Below are 16,835 nucleotides of genomic sequence, written 5' to 3'. Positions count from 1 at the left end.
CGCCCCGTCCGCTCTCCGGGATGCGTCAGGCAGCCATGCCCAGGCCGTAGACGACGACGGTCGCGAGGATCGCGCCGATGATGGGGCCGACGATCGGCACCCAGGCGTAGGCCCAGTCCGAGGAGCCCTTGCCCTTGATCGGCAGGATGGCGTGCGCGATACGGGGGGCGAGGTCACGGGCGGGGTTGATCGCGTATCCGGTCGGCCCGCCGAGGGACGTGCCGATGACGACGATGATCAGCGCGACGGCGAGCGGACCGACCTGCGTCGGGGTGCCGCCGGCGACCAGCACGAAGACGATCAGCACGAAGGTGCCCAAGGCCTCGGTGACGACGTTCCAGCCGTAGGAGCGGGACTCAGGGGCCGTCGCGAAGACGCCCAGCTTCGCTCCGGGATCCACCTCGCCGGACGCGTCGAACTGCTTCTTGAAGGCCAGGTAGGCCAGGACGGCGCCCACGAAGGCGCCGAGCATCTGCGCGAGGATGTAGATCATCACGTTGGCGAAGGTCACCGCGACACCGCCAGCGCCGATCGCGGCCCCGTTCAGCGTGACATCGGGGTTGTAGCCGTGGGCGACGACCTTCGCGATGGTGACCGCGGGGTTGAGGTGGCCGCCGGTCTTCCACGCGGCGTAGACGCCCATGTAGACGGCGAGACCCCATCCGAAGTTGATCATCAGCCAGCCACCGCCGTGGCCCTTCGACTTCAACAGGTTGTTCGTCGCGCACACGCCGGCACCCAAGAGGATCAGGATCATCGTCCCCAGGAACTCTGAGGAGAAGATGTCCCACGTCGTGGGATTGGCCGGAATGGCCGACTCCAAGGGGAGGAGTGTTGTGAACACGTTCATTCACCTTTCTTCGACGCGTCCTCGCATCGATCTGAGAGCGGGTTCTCCGCCTTTCCTCAGCCGCCCCCGCGTTCCCCGATGGCGAGGTCAACCAGAGCGACGTCGGTCGTGACTGAGTCACGAGTCCATGGTGCCAGCCCGGAGTCCGTCCGACCCCCTCTTCACCCTGGAGATCCAGGAAGAAGGGGACCGGGGCGGCTCCTGCTGACGGTGCCGCTGGGCGAGGGGGTGTTCAGCCCTGCACGCCGGGTGCCACGTCGAGGAACGGCGTGACCTCGCCGACCTCGCCGCGCACGCGCTGCGCCTCCTTCTCGTCCTGGATGTCCTGGGCCCTGGTCTCCGCCTCGCAGCGGGCCCGGTAAGCGGCCAGTTCGGCATCCTTCCGCTTCGTGTCCCATCCAAGCAGTTCCCCGGCCAGTTCGGCGGCTTCTTCAGCCACGGCGAGTCCGCGGTCGCGGTGCTCGTAGGTGAGCCGGGTCCTGCGGGCCAGAAGGTCCTCCAAGTGGAGGGCCCCTTCGTGGGTGACGCCGAAGGCGATCTCCGCACGCAGGTACTCCGGGGCGCCGGCGAGCTCGCCCGCCAGATCGGGACGCTCCCCGATGGAATCCAGGATGACGGAGACGTCGGAGCCGTAGCGGTCCAGGAGGTCCTCGACATGGTCGACGCTGAGGCCCGACTGGGCGGCGATGGCGCGGCGCCTGCTCCACAGTGCGTGGTAGCCGTCGGCCCCCTCCAGCGGAGTCTCCGCGGTGACCGACGGGGTGGCGTGGGCGCGCCGCTCCCCCAGCGTGAAGTCCACGGCGTCCTCGGCCATCTGGCGGTACGAGGTCAGCTTGCCCCCCGCGATGACGGTGAGGCCCGGGGCCGCCTCCGTGACGGTGTGCTCACGGGAGACCTTCGTCGACTTCGACTCGTCACCGTCCAGCGTGCCGGGCTGCAGCAGCGGACGCAGGCCGGCGAAGGTCCCGACGACGTCGTCACGGGTCAACGGGCGCGCCAGAACGGAGTTCGCATGGTCGAGGACGTAGTCGATGTCGGCCGCGTCGGCCACCGGATCGCGCCTGTCCTCGTGGTAGGCCGTGTCGGTCGTCCCGATGACCCAGTAGCGCTTCCACGGGATGATGAAGAGGACGGACTTCTCGGTGCGCAGGAAGATCCCGACCTTGGAGTCGATGCGGTCCTTGGGAACGACGATGTGGATGCCCTTGGAGGCCAGCACCTTCAGGCCGCCGCCCGTCCCGGCCAGCGCCTGGGACTTCTCCGTCCACACGCCCGTGGCGTTGATGACGCTGTGCGCCGCGACGTGGATGTCCGCGCCGGACTCCAGGTCACGCAGGTCCGCGCCGTTGACACGGCCCGAGGCGTCCTTGGACAGGCCGACCACCTGGGTGCGGTTGGCCGCCAGCGCCCCGTAGCGCACCGCGGTGCGCACCAGGGTGACCACCAGACGGGCGTCGTCGACGCGGGCGTCGTAGTATAGTAGACGATGGAGCCAGTCAGGGCGTCGGGGCGGATGGCGGTGGTGGCGCTGGACGGGGACAGAGCCCCGGTGCGCCCACTGCGCCATCGCGTCGTACATGCCCACGCCGACCGCCGAGTAGGCGCGCTCGACGACAGGGGTCTTGAGCGGCCAGAGGAACGGCTGGGCCTTGACCAGGTGCGGGGCCGTCGTGGTGAGCAGCAGCCCCCGTTCCCGTAGCGACTCGGCGACCAGCGGGAAGTCCAGCTGATAGAGGTACCGCAGGCCGCCGTGGACCAGTTTCGAGGAGCGGGAGGACGTGCCGGAGGCCCAGTCCTGCGCCTCGACGATCCCCACGCTCAGCCCCCGGGTGGCCGCGTCCAGGGCGATGCCGGCACCGGTCACGCCACCGCCGATCACCAGGACGTCCAGAGGTTCCCCGCTGCCCATCCGCGCGAGATGCTCCTCGCGCGTCTTGGCCGACAGGACGGGTGCTGCCATGCTCATTTCACTCCCCCTCGAGGTCTGCTGACCATGCTGTGCCATCGATCACACGGGCGACATCTGAGCCCTTGGTCCCGATTCATCGTGCAGCACACAGTATGGCAGGGTCTGCACGTTGATTCCGCCCACGTGCACGTCTGTGCATGCCACACTAGGGGCCGTGAGCATCCGTGATGAGCAGGCCCATGAGGCCGCGTCGATGTACTACCTCCAGGGGCACACGATGGAGGAGGTCGCCCGCCACCTGGGCGTCTCCCGCTCCTCCGTCTCCCGCCTGCTCGCCTACGCCCGGGAGTCGGGACTCGTGCGGATCTCGGTCGCGGCCTCGCCGGGCGCGCGGGGCACGCTGGCGGGACGCATCCACGAGCTCTTCGGGGTCACCACCTCCGTGGTCCCCGTGCGCGACGTCGACACCGACGTCAACCGCCTCACCAACGTGGCCCGCGTGGCCGCCGAGCGACTGCTCGACCTCATGGAGCCCCAGGCGGTCCTGGGCATCGCCTGGGGCAACACGACGGCCGAGGTCACCCGCTTCCTCCCTCATGTCGCCTTCCCGGGCTCCACCGTGGTCCAGCTCAACGGCGCCGCCAACGCCTCCCAGTCCGGCTTGCCCTACGCCGACGCCATCATCTCCCAGGCGGCCGAGGCCTTCGGCTCGCGCATGGTCCACTTCCCGGTCCCCGCCTTCTTCGACTACGCCGACACGAAGCAGGCGCTGTGGCGGGAACGCTCGATCCGCAAGGTCCTGCGCATCATCGACTCCGCCACCGTCGCCCTATTCGGCGTAGGATCGCTGTCCTCCAACCTTCCATCCCACGTCTACTCCGGAGGCTTCCTGGACCCAGAGGAGCTCGCTCGGGCCCGCGCCGACGGAGTCGTCGGCGACGTGTGCACGGTCCTCATCCGCGAGGACGGCTCCACCGACATGGAGCTCAACCGCCGCGCGTCGGGACCGACGCCAGCCGTCCTCCAGCGCATCCCGCGGCGGCTGTGCGTCGTCGCCGGATCCTCGAAGGCCCTTCCCCTGCTGGGCGCTCTGCGCGCCGGCGTGGCCACGGACCTCGTCCTCGACGACGGCGCCGCCCGCACGCTCCTCGACCTGGCCCACGCCTCGCCTCTGCGCCCGAGCACAATGGGACGATGACATTCCGCCTGAGAGACGCCCGACCCTTCGATGCCCGACCGATCGCCGACCTGGTCAGTCCCTACGCGGAGCGGCGGATCCTCGTCTCCAAGGAGCTCATCAACTACTTCGAGGACATCCAGGAGTTCATCGTCTGCGAGCATCCGAACGACGGCCGGCAGGTGGTCGGATGCGGCGCGCTGCATGTCATGTGGGACGACATCGCCGAGGTCCGCACCCTGGCCGTCCGCCAGGACCTCCTCCACCGGGGACTCGGGTCCGCGCTGTTGGAGGCCTTGATCGCCCGGGCCCGCGACCTCGGTCTGCGCCGCGTGTTCTGCCTGACCTTCGAGGTCGATTTCTTCACCCGGCACGGCTTCCACGTCATCGAGGGGACTCCCGTCGGACAGGACGTGTACGCGCAGATGCTGCGCAGCCACGACGACGGGGTCCGCGAGTTCCTGGACCTGGCCTCCGTGAAACCCAACACCCTGGGCAACACCCGGATGCTGCTGGACTTGTGAGGCCGACCCGGGGCCCGGACGCGGGCGACTAAAATCGCCCCATGCACATCGAGCCCGCGGAGTCCCCTGCGCCCGGCGACGACCCGGCCGGACGGGGCGGCGGGGCCGATCCCTCCTCCGCGGCCGTGCCCGACACCGCGGCCGACCAGGCCGGGCTCTTCGAGGTCCCTCCGGGTGCGCGCCGGCTGAGGGCCCGCGTCATCATCCTGTCCGGGCCCTCCGGGTCGGGCAAGACCTCGCTGTCGACGCGCACCGGGCTCTCCTCGCTCGCCCTCGACCACTTCTACCGGGACGGGGACGAACCCGGTATGCCGATGCTCCGCGAGGGGCTGGTGGACTGGGACCACGTCGGTTCGTGGAATGCGGACGACGCCGCGGCCGCGGTCATGGAGCTGTGCCGCACAGGTGCCACCGAAGTCCCGATCTACGACATCCCGACGAACCGCCGGACCGGCACACGGCGCATGGTGCTGGACGACGACGACGCCCTGTTCATCGCCGAGGGCATCTTCTCCGCCGAGCTCGTCCACCGGCTCGAGGACGAGGGGGTCCTGGCGGACGCCCTGTGCATCGCCCGCTCGCCGCTGCGCAACATGTGGTTCCGCCTGCTGCGCGACCTCGGCGAGGCGCGCAAGCCCCCCACCGTGCTGCTCATGCGCGGCGTCAAACTCGCGCGCGAGGAGCCGGCGAAGATCCGCCACTGGGTCGCGTGCGGATGCCGGCCGATCGGCTCCCTGGAGGAGGCCGCCGCGGCGCTGGAGGCCCTGGCCCACGCCGAGCAACGCGCGCGGGCCGCCGCCCGGCCCTGACCGTCGGTCGGGGCGACGCTGTCCCGCGACCTCGGCTGGCCGCATGGGGTCTCGGCAAGCCTCCGGCACCACGGACATCCCGAAACTGCGCCGAGACCACACTCCGTTGCGGGCCGTCAGTGTCGCGGGCGCCCCACCAACGCCGCAGCGATCGCCGTCGTCAGCGGGATCGCCAGCACCAGGCCGATGGAGGCGACCGCGATGCCTACCAGCTCATGGGCGATGTCGTCGAAGGTGACGAGCTCCGCCAGGCCGCGATCGAGCGTCGAGGCGAGCATCAGCAGGCCCAGGGCCCCGCCGACGTAGGCGAACGCGATCGTGTAGACCGTCGAGGCGATGTGGTCGCGCCCGATCCTCATCGCCCGCGCGAAGATGCTCCACCGCGTGTCCTCCGGCGCCGCGGCCCGCAGCTCCCACACGGACGACGCCTGCGTGATCGTCACGTCGTTGAGCACTCCGACGCCGCCGAGCACCATCCCGCACAGCAGCACGCCGCGCAGATCGACGTTGCGGGCGTAGAAGGCGAGCTGCGTCATCTCCTCGTTGCCCGCCGCCAGCAGGTGCGAGGCCGGGATCGCCCAGGCCGCCAGGGCCGTCACCACGGCGATGCCCGCGAAGGTCCCCAGCAAGGCGGTCGACGACTTCACCGAGATCCCGTGGGCGAGGTAGACGACGATGAACAGCACGGCTCCGGCCGTCGTCAGCGCCACGGCCACGGACGGGCGGCCGGCCAGGAGCGCCGGCAGCGTGAAGAACCAGAGGAGCGCCAGGGCGCCGGCGAGTCCGACCAGCGCCGCCAGGCCTTTGAGGCGCGCCACCGCGATGACGACGACGGCCAGCGCCACCCCCAGGACGATCAGGGGCACGCCCCGATGGAAGTCCATGAACATGTAGGCCGCCCCCTGGGGGGAGCTCCCCTCCGCCGCCGGAACCTCGACCAGGCGCATCCGGGCGCCCACGATGTCGTCGGTGACCAGCGCGGCGCCCAGCTGGACGTCTGCCTGCTCGTCCGTCCCGTCCAGGCTCACCCTCACCGTCGCGTTCTCCCCGCCCTGGACGTCACCACGGTCCTCGATGCTCAGGACCGTTCCACCGACCTCCCGGGTCCCCTCCGCGAAGAAGCTGCGGCGCTCAGGCAGGTCCGCCGCCCGCGGCCAGAGCAGCGCCAGCGCGACGAGGGTGGCCGCGAACAGGGCGACCATGACGATGGAGAGGCCGACGACCACCGTGCGGCTCGCGGGCGCCGGCCCGCGGTGTCCATGGGAGTGCGACATGATGCCCACCCTAGCGTCGGCGCACGCCGGGCTTCGGGCTCAGATCTTCTTGACCAGCGGGAAGGTGATCGTCTCGCGGATGCCCTGACCGGTGAGCGCCATGAGCAGGCGGTCAAGGCCCATCCCCATGCCTCCGGAGGGGGGCATGCCGTACTCCATGGCCTGGAGGAAGTCCTCATCCAGCACCATCGCCTCGGGATCCCCCTCGGTTGCGGCCAGCGCCTGGGCCTCGAGGCGCTGGCGCTGGATGACGGGGTCGACCAGCTCCGAGTAGGCGGTCGCCAGCTCGAATCCCCGGACGTAGAGGTCCCACTTCTCCACCACCCCGGGCTTCGAGCGGTGGCCGCGGGTCAGGGGGCTGGAGTCCTCGGGGAAGTCGCGGACGAAGGTCGGGGCCCACAGCCGGTCGCCGACCGTCTTCTCGAAGAGCACCTCGACGATCTTGCCCGGCACGTAGTGGTCGGGGATCTCCTCTCCGAGCCCGGCCGCCAGCGACACCAGCTCCGCGCGCGGCGTCCGGGGCGTGACCTCGCGCCCCACCGCCTCCGACACGGCGTCGTAGAGGCTGATCTGGGCCCACTCGCCGGACAGGTCGTAGACCGTCCCGTCGGGCAGCGTGACCTGCTCGGTGCCCAGGGCGTCGCGCGCGGACCTCTGGATGAACTCCCGTGTCCGCGTCGCCATCGTGTCGTAGGAGCCGTAGGCCTCGTAGGCCTCGAGCATCGTGAACTCCGGGGAGTGGGAGGAGTCGGCGCCCTCGTTGCGGAAGTTCCGGTTGATCTCGAAGACCTTCTCGACGCCCCCCACGACCGCGCGCTTGAGGTAGAGCTCCGGGGCGATGCGCAGGTAGAGGTCCGCGTCGTAGGCGTTCATGTGGGTCTTGAAGGGCCGCGCCGCCGCGCCCCCGTGGAGGACCTGGAGCATCGGGGTCTCGATCTCGACGAACCCGGCGTCGTCGAAGTACTGGCGCAGAGACTTCACGACCCGCGCTCGCAGACGCACCATCTCGCGCGCCGCCGGGCGCACGATGAGGTCGAGGTAGCGCCGACGCACCCGCATGTCCTCCGACAGGGCCATCTCGGTGCCGTCCTCGGCCGTGTAGGCCTTGGGGAGAGGGCGTAGGGCCTTCGAGGCGATCGCCCAGGCGGGGGCCGCGCCGCCCGGCGCGCCCTCGCCGCCGGGCTCCGCCATGATCGACAGCTCTCCGCGACGCGAGGAGATCACGCGCCCGTGCACGAACACGTGGTCGCCCAGGTCGACGTCCGCCTTGTACCCCGCCAGCGACTCCGCGCCGACCTCCCGGGCTGAGAGCATGACCTGGAGGCGGTTGCCCTCCCCGTCCTGCAGCGTCGCAAAGCACAGCTTCCCGCCGTTGCGCATCAGCATGACGCGTCCGGCCAAGCCGACCACGACGTCGGTCTCCTCGCCGGTCCCCAGATCCGCGAAATCAGCTCTGACCTGCTTGATCGTCGAGGTGATCGGCAGCACCACCGGGTAGGGGGGGATCCCCTCCTCCAGCATCCTCCGACGCTTGTCCGCGCGGACGCGCACCTGTTCGGGGAGATCGTCGGACGAGGGCGTCGCTGCGGAAGCTGCGTCGGAGTTCTGCTCAGTCACACCCACCATGGTAACCGGTGGCGCGGAGAGCCCCGGCTGGCCGCCGCCAGCGCCCCTCGCCACCGGCCCGCCCCGCTGCCCCGGCCGGGGCGGCGCCGGAGGCGGCGTCACTCGGAGGATCTGAGGCCGAGCTCCCGGGCGCGGGCGGAGTCCTCCGGCACATGGCCGATGGCCTCGCCGACCTCCACGATCCGGTTGGCGGCGTCGACGAACACCACTTTCGGACGCCAGGAGGGGAGCCTCGACTCGGGGACCTGGGCATAGGCCATGACGATGACGAGGTCGCCGACCGAGACCAGGCGGGCGGCGGCGCCGTTGAGGCGCAGGACGCCTGAGCCCCGTTCGCCGGCGATCGTGTACGTGGTGAGCCGCTGCCCGTTGGCGATGTCGGAGATGTCGACCTGCTGCCCCTCGAGGATTCCGGCGGCGTCCAGGAGGTCCGCGTCGATGGTCACCGAGCCCACATAGTTCAAATCCGCCGAGGTGACCGTCGCCCGGTGGATCTTGCCCTGGATCATGGGGCGCATGACTTCGCTCACCGTGGATCCCCTCCCGGAGTCACGATCGTGTTGTCGATGAGGCGGGTCGCCCCGACCCTGGCGGCCACGAGCAGATAGGCGGGACGCCCCGCGGCGGCCGCGTCGTCCCCCTCGCCCCGGACCTCGAAGGTGTCGGCGTCCGCCAATGCGACGTAGTCGACGCCGACATCCGGCTCGGCCGCGAGGACCCTCCGCGCCGTCGCCGCGACGGCGGAGGCGGCGCCGCCCTCGTCCGCGACGCGCGTCCCCTCCCGCAGGGCGCGCGACAGCGCGCGGGCGCGCACCCGCTCATCGGCGGAGAGGTACTGGTTGCGGCTGGAGCGGGCGACGCCGTCGGTGTCGCGGGCGATGGGGACGCCCTCGATGCGCACGGGGAGGTCGAGGTCGCGCACCAGCAGGCGCACCATCGCCAGCTGCTGGGCGTCTTTCTGGCCGAACAGGGCCACGTCGGGCCGTACCAGGTTGATGACCTTCGTCACGATCAGCGCGACGCCCGCCAGATGCGTGGGCCGTGTCGCGCCCTCGAGGACGCGGGCGATGGGGCCCGGGTCCAGCGTGAAGGAGGCGGGGACCGGGTAGACCTCACCGGGCTGGGGGGCGAAGACGACCTCCGCGCCGACGGTCCTGAGCGCCGCCAGGTCCGCGTCCAGCGTGCGGGGGTAGGCGTCGTAGTCCTCTCCGGGCGCGAACTGGGCGGGGTTGACGAAGATCGAGACGACCACGTGATCGGCCAGCTCCCGGGCGCGGCGCACCAGGGAGAGGTGCCCCTCGTGGAGGGCGCCCATCGTCATCACCAGCGCGCGGCTGCCGGCCTGGGCCGACAGGGCGCGGGCGAGCTCCGCGCGCGTGCGCGCCACGATGGGAGTGGCGGGTGTGTCTGTCACGGTGTGTCTCCTCCTGACAGCGTCCCTGGACGGGCCGTTCGTCCCCATTGTGCCGCGCGCCGGCCCGCACCCCCACATCGGGCGGCGTCCCGGCCCTGTCTCCGGCCGGCCGCCCTCGGGCCCAGGTCACTCGTCCTCGAGGTCTCCCAGCGCCAGGGCGGCCCGAAGCTGCGTAGCCGCGCGTTCCGAGAGCCGCCCGGAGCGCTCCAGCATCCTCACCGTCGCCTCCGCCATGTGGGCGTAGGTGTCCGCCACGTCGTCGAGATCGCCCGCGTCCAACAGCGCGCGCATGTGACGGGTGACGGTCCCCGCGTCCCCGCGTTCGACGGGCCCGGACAGGCCGCCCTCCCCATCGCGCAGGGCGCGGTCCAGCGCCGCCTCGAGCAGAGGCCGCATATAGGCGCCGGGGTCCTCCACTCCGGCGTCTGCGAGGGCCCGCCCGGCCTCGACGACGAGCGTCACCAGGTGATTCGCGCCGTGGGCGAGGGCCGCGTGGTACAGGGCGCGCTGGGCCTCGCCGACCACCACGGGCTCTCCGCCCATCTCGACGACGAGAGCCTGCCCGATGGGCAGCACCGGCGTGGGGGCCGTCACGGCGAAGGGGGTGCCCTCCAGCCGCGCGACGTCCAGAGAGGTGCCGGTGAACGTCATCGCCGGGTGGATCGCCAGCGGGATCGCGCCGCGCCGGCGTGCGGGGTCCAGCACGGAGAACCCGTGGGCCCCGGACGTGTGGACGACCAGCTGGCCGGGTTGCCACGCCCCGAGTCCGGCCAGCCCCGCGACCAGCGGGGCGATCTGGTCGTCGGGGATGGCGATCAGCACCATCTCGGCGCGGCGCACGATGTCGGGCACCTCCAGGACGGGGACGCCGGGGAGCATCGCGTCGGCGCGTTCCCTCGACTCCTCAGAGGATGCGGACACGCCGACCAGCGCGTGTCCGGCAGCGCGCAGCGCGGAACCGAGCACCGGCCCGACATGGCCCATGCCGATGACCCCGACGCCCAGGCGACCAGGGCGCCCCGCCTGCGGGGCCATCAGGCCTGCTCCCCCATGTCCTCGACCGCCCGGTGGACGCGGAGCATCCATTTCTCGGGCGGCTCGGCGGCGCGCCTCTCCCGAGCCAGGACCAGCAGCCGTCCGGCCAGGTCGCGCGCGCGGTCCGCGTCGACATGGTGGGCGTGCGCATGGACGCCGCCCGGCACAATATGCATCTCCAGGTCGGCCAGGCCCAGGCGACGCTCGAGCGGCCCCTGTGTGACGCCCACGGACTGGAGGCGTTCGACGGGCGTGACGCTCAGACGGCGGTTGATGCGCCCGTCCCTCACGGCCAGCACCGACGCGGTCAGCGCGACCGCGCGGCGGCGCCACACCCACGGGTCCAGGGAACGCGACGACCGGCTGTTGGGGACGAACGGCGAGGCCTGCTCCCCGGCGCCCTCCAGCCCGTCGGCCAGGAAGGCCTGGGGGTCCTCGACGCCCAGGTCGCGCACGACCAGCCACAGCGCCAACTCCGCCTGCTCGCGGCTGCCCACGGGCAGCAGGACGTCCCCGCGGGCGCCGGACCCCGACTGCGAGTCGTCCCCGCCGGCGTAGCCGGCCTGCGAGATCGTCACGCGGTACCACCCGCGCCGCCGCCACAGCAGGGGCTGTTCGATGCGCACGGCGTGGACGCGGCGCGGCGGGATGGTCTGCGCGCTGGTCTCGGTGAGCCCGCGGCGGATCCGAATGCCGTCCGGAGACACCGCCGCCTGGAAGTTGAACTCGCCGGCGAAGCGCCCCCACACCATCGAGGCCGCGACGAGCACCGCCGGCACGGCCCCCGCCATGCCGCTGAGGGCCCGCGGACCGGAGACCACGGTGAGCACCACGGCCAGCGCCAGGAAGCCGAGAGCGGCCAGCAGGGCGGCGATGACGCCGGGTGACAGCAGCAGCGACGCCACGAGTCGGCCCGGCGCCACGGTGTAGAGGACCCGTTCCTGCGCGACGGGGACCCGCGCCTGCGCCTGGGCGCCCGCCGCCGGCGAAGACGCGGCGGCCGTGGGCGAGGGCGCCGCCCCGCGCGCGGGCGAGGAGCCCTGGAGGGCGGAGGGCTCGGCGGCGCGCCCGGGGGGCTCCGATCCTTGCGAGGCGACCCGCAGCCCGGCGGCCAGCGCGAGGATCTCCGCGCGCAGCTCCTCCAGGACGGACGTGGACAGGTAGCCGAAGGAGAGGTTCGACCCGGCTCCGCCGGCCACCTCCACGGACAGGCGGCCCAGGCCGAAGAGCCGTCCGAGCAGGGGGTGGACCATGTCCACCGACTGCACCCGGTCCAGCCGGGCATGGCGCTGGGAGCGGAAGAGGATGCCCGAGCGGTACCAGACGGCCTCGTCCGTGACGGCGTAGGAGGTCGAGCGCCAGGCGAGCCACGAGTACGCGGCGGCGATCAGCAGGAAGACGATCAGGCCGGCGACCACGATGAGGGCGACGACGCCGGCTCCCCTCTCCCGGGCCCATGAGGAGCTGAGGACGTCGGCGACCAGGTCCGCGTTCTGGTAGACGATGACCGCGAGCAGGGCTGCGAGCGCCTTCCACGCGTTGAGGACCGGGGAGACGGGGTGGACGCGGCGCCACTGGTCGGCGGGGACCCCGGCATCGACGGCCCGCACGCGCTCCGGGGCCCGGCCCCCGCCGCTCACAGCCCCGCCTGCTCTGCTGAACCGCGGTGGGCCAGCATGTCGCGCAGGCGGGCGGCCTCTTGGGCCGGCAGGCCGTCCAGCGACCCGGAGGTCTCCGCGGACGCCGTGTGCAGCGCGATGGAAGCGATGCCGAAGTGCCGGGCGATCGGCCCCTCGGACACGTCGACGTACTGGATGCGCCCGTAGGGCACCACGGTCAGGCTGCGGAACATGATGCCGCGTCGGATCATGAACTCGTGGTCCGTCTCCGCGAACCCCTGCGCCCGCACCTGGCGCGGAATCAGCCACAGCAGCCAGACCATCAGGACGAGCAGTGCGGCGGCCCCGGCCCAGATCCAGGGGGTGAGCACCACGGCCAGCACCGCGCACACGACCGCGGGCAGCGCCGTCCACAGCAGCACCGCGATGACGCGCACCGTGACCAGGGCGGATGAGACCGGGGCGAAATGGACGTCCAGCGGGTTGAGGGGGTCTGGCATCGTCGGATCTCCTGTCTGAGGGAAGCAGAGCCCTCGCAGGAACCATCGTCGCACAGCCCGCCTCCGGCTCCGTCCGCCGCCCGTCGAGGGCGCCGCCGCCCTCGTCCCCATCGCTCCCAACGAACACCCAGCGAACACCCAGGGTCGACCGGCAGACTGTCCCCATGCCGATGCGAGACACCACACCCAGCGAGGGCGAGGCCCGCCTCCTGGTCGTCGACGACGAGCCGAACATCCGCGACCTGCTGGCCTCGTCGCTGCGCTTCGCCGGATTCGAGGTCCTCTCCGCCGCCGACGGCGCCACGGCCTACCGTCTGGCCAGCGAGGAGCGCCCGGACCTCATCGTCCTCGACGTCATGCTCCCGGACATGGACGGCTTCACCGTCACCCGCCGGCTGCGCGAGGCGGGCGTCGACGTGCCCGTCCTGTTCCTCACCGCGCGCGACGACATGCGCGACAAGATCCAGGGGCTCACCGTGGGCGGGGACGACTATGTGACGAAGCCCTTCGGACTGGAGGAGGTGGTCGCCCGGATCCGCGCGATCCTCAGGCGCACCCGCCAGAACAGCGACGAGGACGGGACCCTGCGCGTGGGGGACCTGGAACTGGACGAGGACGCCCACGAGGTCCGTCGGGCCGGCGTCGAGATCGACCTGTCCCCCACCGAGTTCAAGCTGCTGCGCTACCTCATGATCAACGAGGGCCGCGTGGTCTCCAAGATGCAGATCCTCGACCACGTCTGGGAGTACGACTGGGACGGGGAGGCCGCCATCGTCGAGTCCTACATCTCCTACCTGCGCCGCAAGCTGGCGGTGGAGGGCTCCAGCGGCGAGATCATCCACACCCGCCGGGGGGTCGGGTACATCCTGCGCGAGGAGAGCTGAGCCGATGCGCTGGGTCGACGGCATCCAGGAGGCCTGGCGGGCCAAGCCGCTGGTGACGCGGCTGGTGGCCCTCATCATCGTGCTGCTCGCGGCCGGGCTGGCGCTGGCCGGGACCGTGATGATCGGGCTGCTCCAGCGACACCTCATCGCCCAGGTCGACGACCAGTTGGAGAACTCGGCCCGCAGCCTGGTCGCCGACACGTCCGGGCCGGTGAGCACCCAGCCGAACGTGCCCACCCCCTACTACATCCGCCGGACCCTGGCCGACGGGTCGACCTCCGTCCTCGTCTCCGCCGACACGCTGCAGCGCTCGGGCACACCGATCATCCCGGACCTGCTGGGCCTGGGGGAGGTGGCCGACACCGACAGCCTGTGGACGCATCCCGTCACAGTGCGATCGACCCAGCCGGGCTCCACCTGGCGAGCCGTCGCGATCCCGCTGGTCTACGAGGACACGACCACCCCGGCCGGCGTCATGACGATCGCGCTGCCCCTGGGCGACGTCCAGCGCACCCTGGCCAACACCGGCTCCTATTTCCTCATCGCCTCGGCCGTCATCGTCGCCGTCGGCGGCTCGCTCGGCCGATACCTGGTGCACCGCTCCCTGTTGCCGCTGCGCAGCATCGAGTCCGTCGCCGGCAAGATCGCGGCCGGCGACCTCACCCAGCGCGTCGACGCCGAGCCGCCCACGACAGAGGTCGGATCCCTGGGGCTCTCCCTCAACACGATGCTCAGCCAGGTCGAGCAGTCCTTCGAGGCCCGCGAGCAGTCCGAGCGCAAGATCCGCCGTTTCGTCTCCGACGCCTCCCATGAGCTGCGCACGCCCCTGGCGGCGATCCGCGGGTACGGCGAGCTCTACGAGATGGGCGGCGTGCCCCCCGAGCGCGTCCCCGATGTCATGGGGCGCATCCACTCCGAGGCGACTCGCATGGGCAGCCTCGTGGAGGACCTGCTCACCCTTGCCCGCCTGGACGAGGGCCAGCCCCTGGCCCTCACCGAAGTGGACCTGGTCAAGCTGGCGGACAACGCCGCCTTCGACCTGCAGGCGCTGGACCCCACGCGGGGCGTCCGCGTGATGTCGCTGAGCGGGCACAAGCCCCCGATGACGCTGGTCGTCACCGCCGACCGCGACCGGATCCAGCAGGTCTTCACGAACCTCATCGGCAACATCGACCGGTACACCCCGGCCGGCTCGCCCGTCGAGCTGGCCCTGGGCGTCCAGGACGGCCAGGCGGTGGCCGAGTTCCGCGATCACGGGCCCGGCATCGCCCCCAAGGACCAGGACCGGGTCTTCGAGCGCTTCTACCGCGCCGAGGACTCCCGGGCACGCGCGACCGGGGGCACCGGCGTCGGGCTGGCCATCGTGGCCGGCATCATGTCGGCCCACCACGGGGCGGCCTCGATCTCGCGCACGCGCGGAGGCGGGCTGACCGTGCGCGTCGCCCTACCGCTCACTCAGCCGGCGGTGCCGCCGTCGCCGTCACCAGCGGCGACGCGCCCGGAACCGGATTTCGCTCCGATCCCGGGCGAGGCCGGCGCGGCGGGAGAGGACCAGAGGCCCCGAGGGGGCCGCCAGTGAGGCGCGCCATGTCATGTGACGGGGCTCTGCGACCCGGCTAGCATGGGCCGGTATGACCCCTGACAGGAGCGATCGACATGGGTACTGAAGCACCTCAGTGGCTGTACCGTTCGTTCATTGACGCCATGCGCGAGATCGGCGCGACGGCCTCCGACGCGGAGCTCCTGACCGAGGCCCGGGACCTCATCGGCCGGTGGAACGAACCGATCCGGCACCTCCACAACATCCACCACCTCATCAATGTGCTCGCCCATGTCGATGAGCTGTCGGCCACCGCCCACGACCCCGACCTGCTGCGCGTGGGCGCGTGGTACCACGGGGCGGTCCTCAACACGGCCGTCGAGGCGGCGTTTGCCGGCTCAGACGCCGATGAGATCGCGCGGCGTTGCGCCGGCTTCACGTCCCAGCGGCTCTCCCGCCTGGGCGTGGGGCGAGAGGCGAGCGAGCGCGTCGCCGAGCTCATCCGCGACGTCGCCCTCCACGTGGCGCCCCGCGACGATGTCGACGCCCAGGTGCTCGTGGACGCCGACCTGGCGACCCTGGCGTGCAGCCCGCAGGAGTACAAGAAGTACCGGCAGACGCTCCGCCAGGAGTACTCCGACCACGACGAGCTCGCGTTCCTGCGGGCACGCCGGCGCGTCGTGCGCCACCTGCTGTCCCGTCCGGCCCTGTTCCAGTCGCCGCGCGGCCAGGCCTGGGAGTCCCGGGCGCGGGAGAACCTCGAGGCGGAGCTCGCCAAGACCGAGGAGACCATCGCGAAGCTCGACCCCGGCGACCCGGAGGCCACGACCGTGGAGCGCCCGGATCCCGATGTCGAGGTCGTAGCCGGTCCGACGCGCTCGGGCCAGGACCCCGACGAGGCCCTCACCGCCACCGGCACGCTCATCATCCGCCGCCGCCACGTGCTGCGAAAACCGGGCCCGGGCGGCTCCGACACCGCTGCCGCCCCGGTCACCGGGGACGAGGCCGGCGCCTCCGCGGGGCCGGACCGCGACCATGAGGCGCCCCAGCGGCGCCTGCCCGACCTGCGGCCCGACCCCGCGGAGGAACGCCACCCGGTGGAGGATGAGGAGGACGCCTCCTCCCTGGAGACCGCCATTGACGCCCTGGACGTGCCCTCCCGGCCCGCCGAGCGCTGAGGGACGGGGCCACCCGCGCCAGGCGTCGTCCACAGACCCGCCCCGGGACGGCATCTGAATCCACAGCCCTCCGGACCGCGCATCGACGCCCAGTCCGCATCCTCGTAGCGTCGTCCCGACGGGCTCCGCCGGGGAGCCCCGTTGGAGAGGATGACCACGATGGCGACCTTCACTGTGAACTCCGATGAGGTCGCGGCCTCGGCCGCCCGCACGACCGCCACCGGCGAGAGGATCCGAGCGGAGGCGGCGGCCATGATGACGGATCTCTTGACGCTCCAGGGCTCCTGGGGAGGCGTCGCGGCGGCCAGCTTCGCCGACTGCGCGGCCCAGTGGCGGGCCACCCAGGCGCAGGTGGAGGCCTCGCTCGAGGCGATCGCCTCCCAGCTGGCGGCCGCGGCCGGCGTCTACGCGGATGCCGAGGCCCAGTCGGCGTCGCTGTTCTCCGCCCGCTGACCGGAGCGCCGCGAAGACGGAGCTGCCCCCGTCCCGGGTGGGG

At 71.9% G+C, this 16,835-nt stretch carries 16 protein-coding genes; 7 read left to right on the top strand and 9 right to left on the bottom strand.

What is annotated here, in order from left to right:
- Nucleotides 1-25: 25 nt before the first annotated feature.
- Nucleotides 26-844 (bottom strand): MIP/aquaporin family protein, encoded by an 819-nt coding sequence (locus ACFQWG_RS01100; RefSeq protein WP_380971345.1) that lies wholly within the window; start codon nt 842-844, stop codon nt 26-28.
- 238 nt (nt 845-1,082) lie between these two features.
- Entirely contained in the window at nt 1,083-2,810 is a 1,728-nt protein-coding gene (locus ACFQWG_RS01095) for a glycerol-3-phosphate dehydrogenase/oxidase (RefSeq protein WP_380971343.1), read from the bottom strand.
- A 163-nt stretch (nt 2,811-2,973) separates the two neighbouring features.
- Here ACFQWG_RS01095 and ACFQWG_RS01090 point away from each other — a divergent pair, with 163 nt between their 5' ends.
- Genes ACFQWG_RS01090 through ACFQWG_RS01080 form a run of 3 tightly spaced genes read left to right on the top strand, consistent with a single transcriptional unit; the run spans nt 2,974 to nt 5,269 of the window.
- Entirely contained in the window at nt 2,974-3,957 is a 984-nt protein-coding gene (locus tag ACFQWG_RS01090; protein WP_291496304.1) for a sugar-binding transcriptional regulator, read from the top strand.
- A complete protein-coding gene (locus tag ACFQWG_RS01085) occupies nt 3,954-4,460 on the top strand; it encodes an amino-acid N-acetyltransferase (protein ID WP_380971341.1) in 507 nt (168 codons plus the stop codon). Before ACFQWG_RS01090 ends, ACFQWG_RS01085 begins: the two co-directional genes overlap by 4 nt.
- Nucleotides 4,461-4,501: 41 nt before the next feature.
- Nucleotides 4,502-5,269: an ATP-binding protein gene (locus ACFQWG_RS01080; protein ID WP_380971339.1), complete on the top strand. Its 768-nt coding sequence runs from the start codon at nt 4,502-4,504 to the stop codon at nt 5,267-5,269.
- 116 nt (nt 5,270-5,385) lie between these two features.
- Here the strand turns inward: ACFQWG_RS01080 and ACFQWG_RS01075 are convergent, their stop codons facing one another.
- From ACFQWG_RS01075 to ACFQWG_RS01045, 7 genes are all read right to left on the bottom strand, one after another.
- Entirely contained in the window at nt 5,386-6,543 is a 1,158-nt protein-coding gene (locus ACFQWG_RS01075) for a YibE/F family protein (RefSeq protein WP_380971337.1), read from the bottom strand.
- A 39-nt stretch (nt 6,544-6,582) separates the two neighbouring features.
- A complete protein-coding gene (gene lysS, locus ACFQWG_RS01070; protein WP_380971335.1) occupies nt 6,583-8,169 on the bottom strand; it encodes a lysine--tRNA ligase in 1,587 nt (528 codons plus the stop codon).
- 98 nt (nt 8,170-8,267) lie between these two features.
- Nucleotides 8,268-8,687, bottom strand: a complete 420-nt coding sequence (panD, locus tag ACFQWG_RS01065; RefSeq protein WP_380976158.1) for an aspartate 1-decarboxylase — start codon at nt 8,685-8,687, stop codon at nt 8,268-8,270.
- A gap of 8 nt (nt 8,688-8,695) precedes the next feature.
- Nucleotides 8,696-9,583, bottom strand: a complete 888-nt coding sequence (panC, locus tag ACFQWG_RS01060) for a pantoate--beta-alanine ligase (RefSeq protein ID WP_380971333.1) — start codon at nt 9,581-9,583, stop codon at nt 8,696-8,698.
- A gap of 126 nt (nt 9,584-9,709) precedes the next feature.
- Nucleotides 9,710-10,618, bottom strand: coding sequence for a Rossmann-like and DUF2520 domain-containing protein (locus ACFQWG_RS01055; RefSeq protein ID WP_380971332.1), 909 nt, complete (start codon nt 10,616-10,618; stop codon nt 9,710-9,712).
- A complete protein-coding gene (locus ACFQWG_RS01050) occupies nt 10,618-12,258 on the bottom strand; it encodes a PH domain-containing protein (RefSeq protein ID WP_380971330.1) in 1,641 nt (546 codons plus the stop codon). Before ACFQWG_RS01050 ends, ACFQWG_RS01055 begins: the two co-directional genes overlap by 1 nt.
- Entirely contained in the window at nt 12,255-12,737 is a 483-nt protein-coding gene (locus tag ACFQWG_RS01045; RefSeq protein ID WP_380971328.1) for a PH domain-containing protein, read from the bottom strand. The genes ACFQWG_RS01050 and ACFQWG_RS01045 overlap by 4 nt, the downstream gene beginning before the upstream one ends.
- A 164-nt stretch (nt 12,738-12,901) precedes the next feature.
- Here ACFQWG_RS01045 and ACFQWG_RS01040 point away from each other — a divergent pair, with 164 nt between their 5' ends.
- From ACFQWG_RS01040 to ACFQWG_RS01025, 4 genes are all read left to right on the top strand, one after another.
- Nucleotides 12,902-13,621 (top strand): response regulator transcription factor, encoded by a 720-nt coding sequence (locus tag ACFQWG_RS01040; protein ID WP_291496285.1) that lies wholly within the window; start codon nt 12,902-12,904, stop codon nt 13,619-13,621.
- Nucleotides 13,622-13,625: 4 nt separating this feature from the next.
- A complete protein-coding gene (locus ACFQWG_RS01035; protein WP_380971327.1) occupies nt 13,626-15,200 on the top strand; it encodes a sensor histidine kinase in 1,575 nt (524 codons plus the stop codon).
- 77 nt (nt 15,201-15,277) lie between these two features.
- Nucleotides 15,278-16,339: an HD domain-containing protein gene (locus ACFQWG_RS01030; RefSeq protein ID WP_380971326.1), complete on the top strand. Its 1,062-nt coding sequence runs from the start codon at nt 15,278-15,280 to the stop codon at nt 16,337-16,339.
- A 159-nt stretch (nt 16,340-16,498) separates the two neighbouring features.
- Nucleotides 16,499-16,792, top strand: a complete 294-nt coding sequence (locus ACFQWG_RS01025; protein WP_380971324.1) for a WXG100 family type VII secretion target — start codon at nt 16,499-16,501, stop codon at nt 16,790-16,792.
- The last annotated feature ends 43 nt before the right edge of the window (nt 16,793-16,835 follow it).

Source organism: Schaalia naturae (assembly GCF_042665795.1).
In the GTDB taxonomy this organism is placed as follows: domain Bacteria; phylum Actinomycetota; class Actinomycetes; order Actinomycetales; family Actinomycetaceae; genus Pauljensenia; species Pauljensenia naturae.
This window is presented reverse-complemented; position numbering and strand designations above follow the sequence as displayed.

Coding starts and splice junctions, on each gene's coding strand:
- ACFQWG_RS01095 (WP_380971343.1), bottom strand. CDS start 2,810: ATGGCAGCACCCGTCCTGTCGGCCAAGACGCGCGAGGAGCATCTCGCG.
- ACFQWG_RS01085 (WP_380971341.1), top strand. CDS start 3,954: ATGACATTCCGCCTGAGAGACGCCCGACCCTTCGATGCCCGACCGATC.
- ACFQWG_RS01080 (WP_380971339.1), top strand. CDS start 4,502: ATGCACATCGAGCCCGCGGAGTCCCCTGCGCCCGGCGACGACCCGGCC.
- ACFQWG_RS01075 (WP_380971337.1), bottom strand. CDS start 6,543: ATGTCGCACTCCCATGGACACCGCGGGCCGGCGCCCGCGAGCCGCACG.
- lysS (WP_380971335.1), bottom strand. CDS start 8,169: ATGGTGGGTGTGACTGAGCAGAACTCCGACGCAGCTTCCGCAGCGACG.
- panD (WP_380976158.1), bottom strand. CDS start 8,687: ATGCGCCCCATGATCCAGGGCAAGATCCACCGGGCGACGGTCACCTCG.
- ACFQWG_RS01055 (WP_380971332.1), bottom strand. CDS start 10,618: ATGGCCCCGCAGGCGGGGCGCCCTGGTCGCCTGGGCGTCGGGGTCATC.
- ACFQWG_RS01045 (WP_380971328.1), bottom strand. CDS start 12,737: ATGCCAGACCCCCTCAACCCGCTGGACGTCCATTTCGCCCCGGTCTCA.
- ACFQWG_RS01040 (WP_291496285.1), top strand. CDS start 12,902: ATGCCGATGCGAGACACCACACCCAGCGAGGGCGAGGCCCGCCTCCTG.
- ACFQWG_RS01035 (WP_380971327.1), top strand. CDS start 13,626: ATGCGCTGGGTCGACGGCATCCAGGAGGCCTGGCGGGCCAAGCCGCTG.
- ACFQWG_RS01030 (WP_380971326.1), top strand. CDS start 15,278: ATGGGTACTGAAGCACCTCAGTGGCTGTACCGTTCGTTCATTGACGCC.
- ACFQWG_RS01025 (WP_380971324.1), top strand. CDS start 16,499: ATGGCGACCTTCACTGTGAACTCCGATGAGGTCGCGGCCTCGGCCGCC.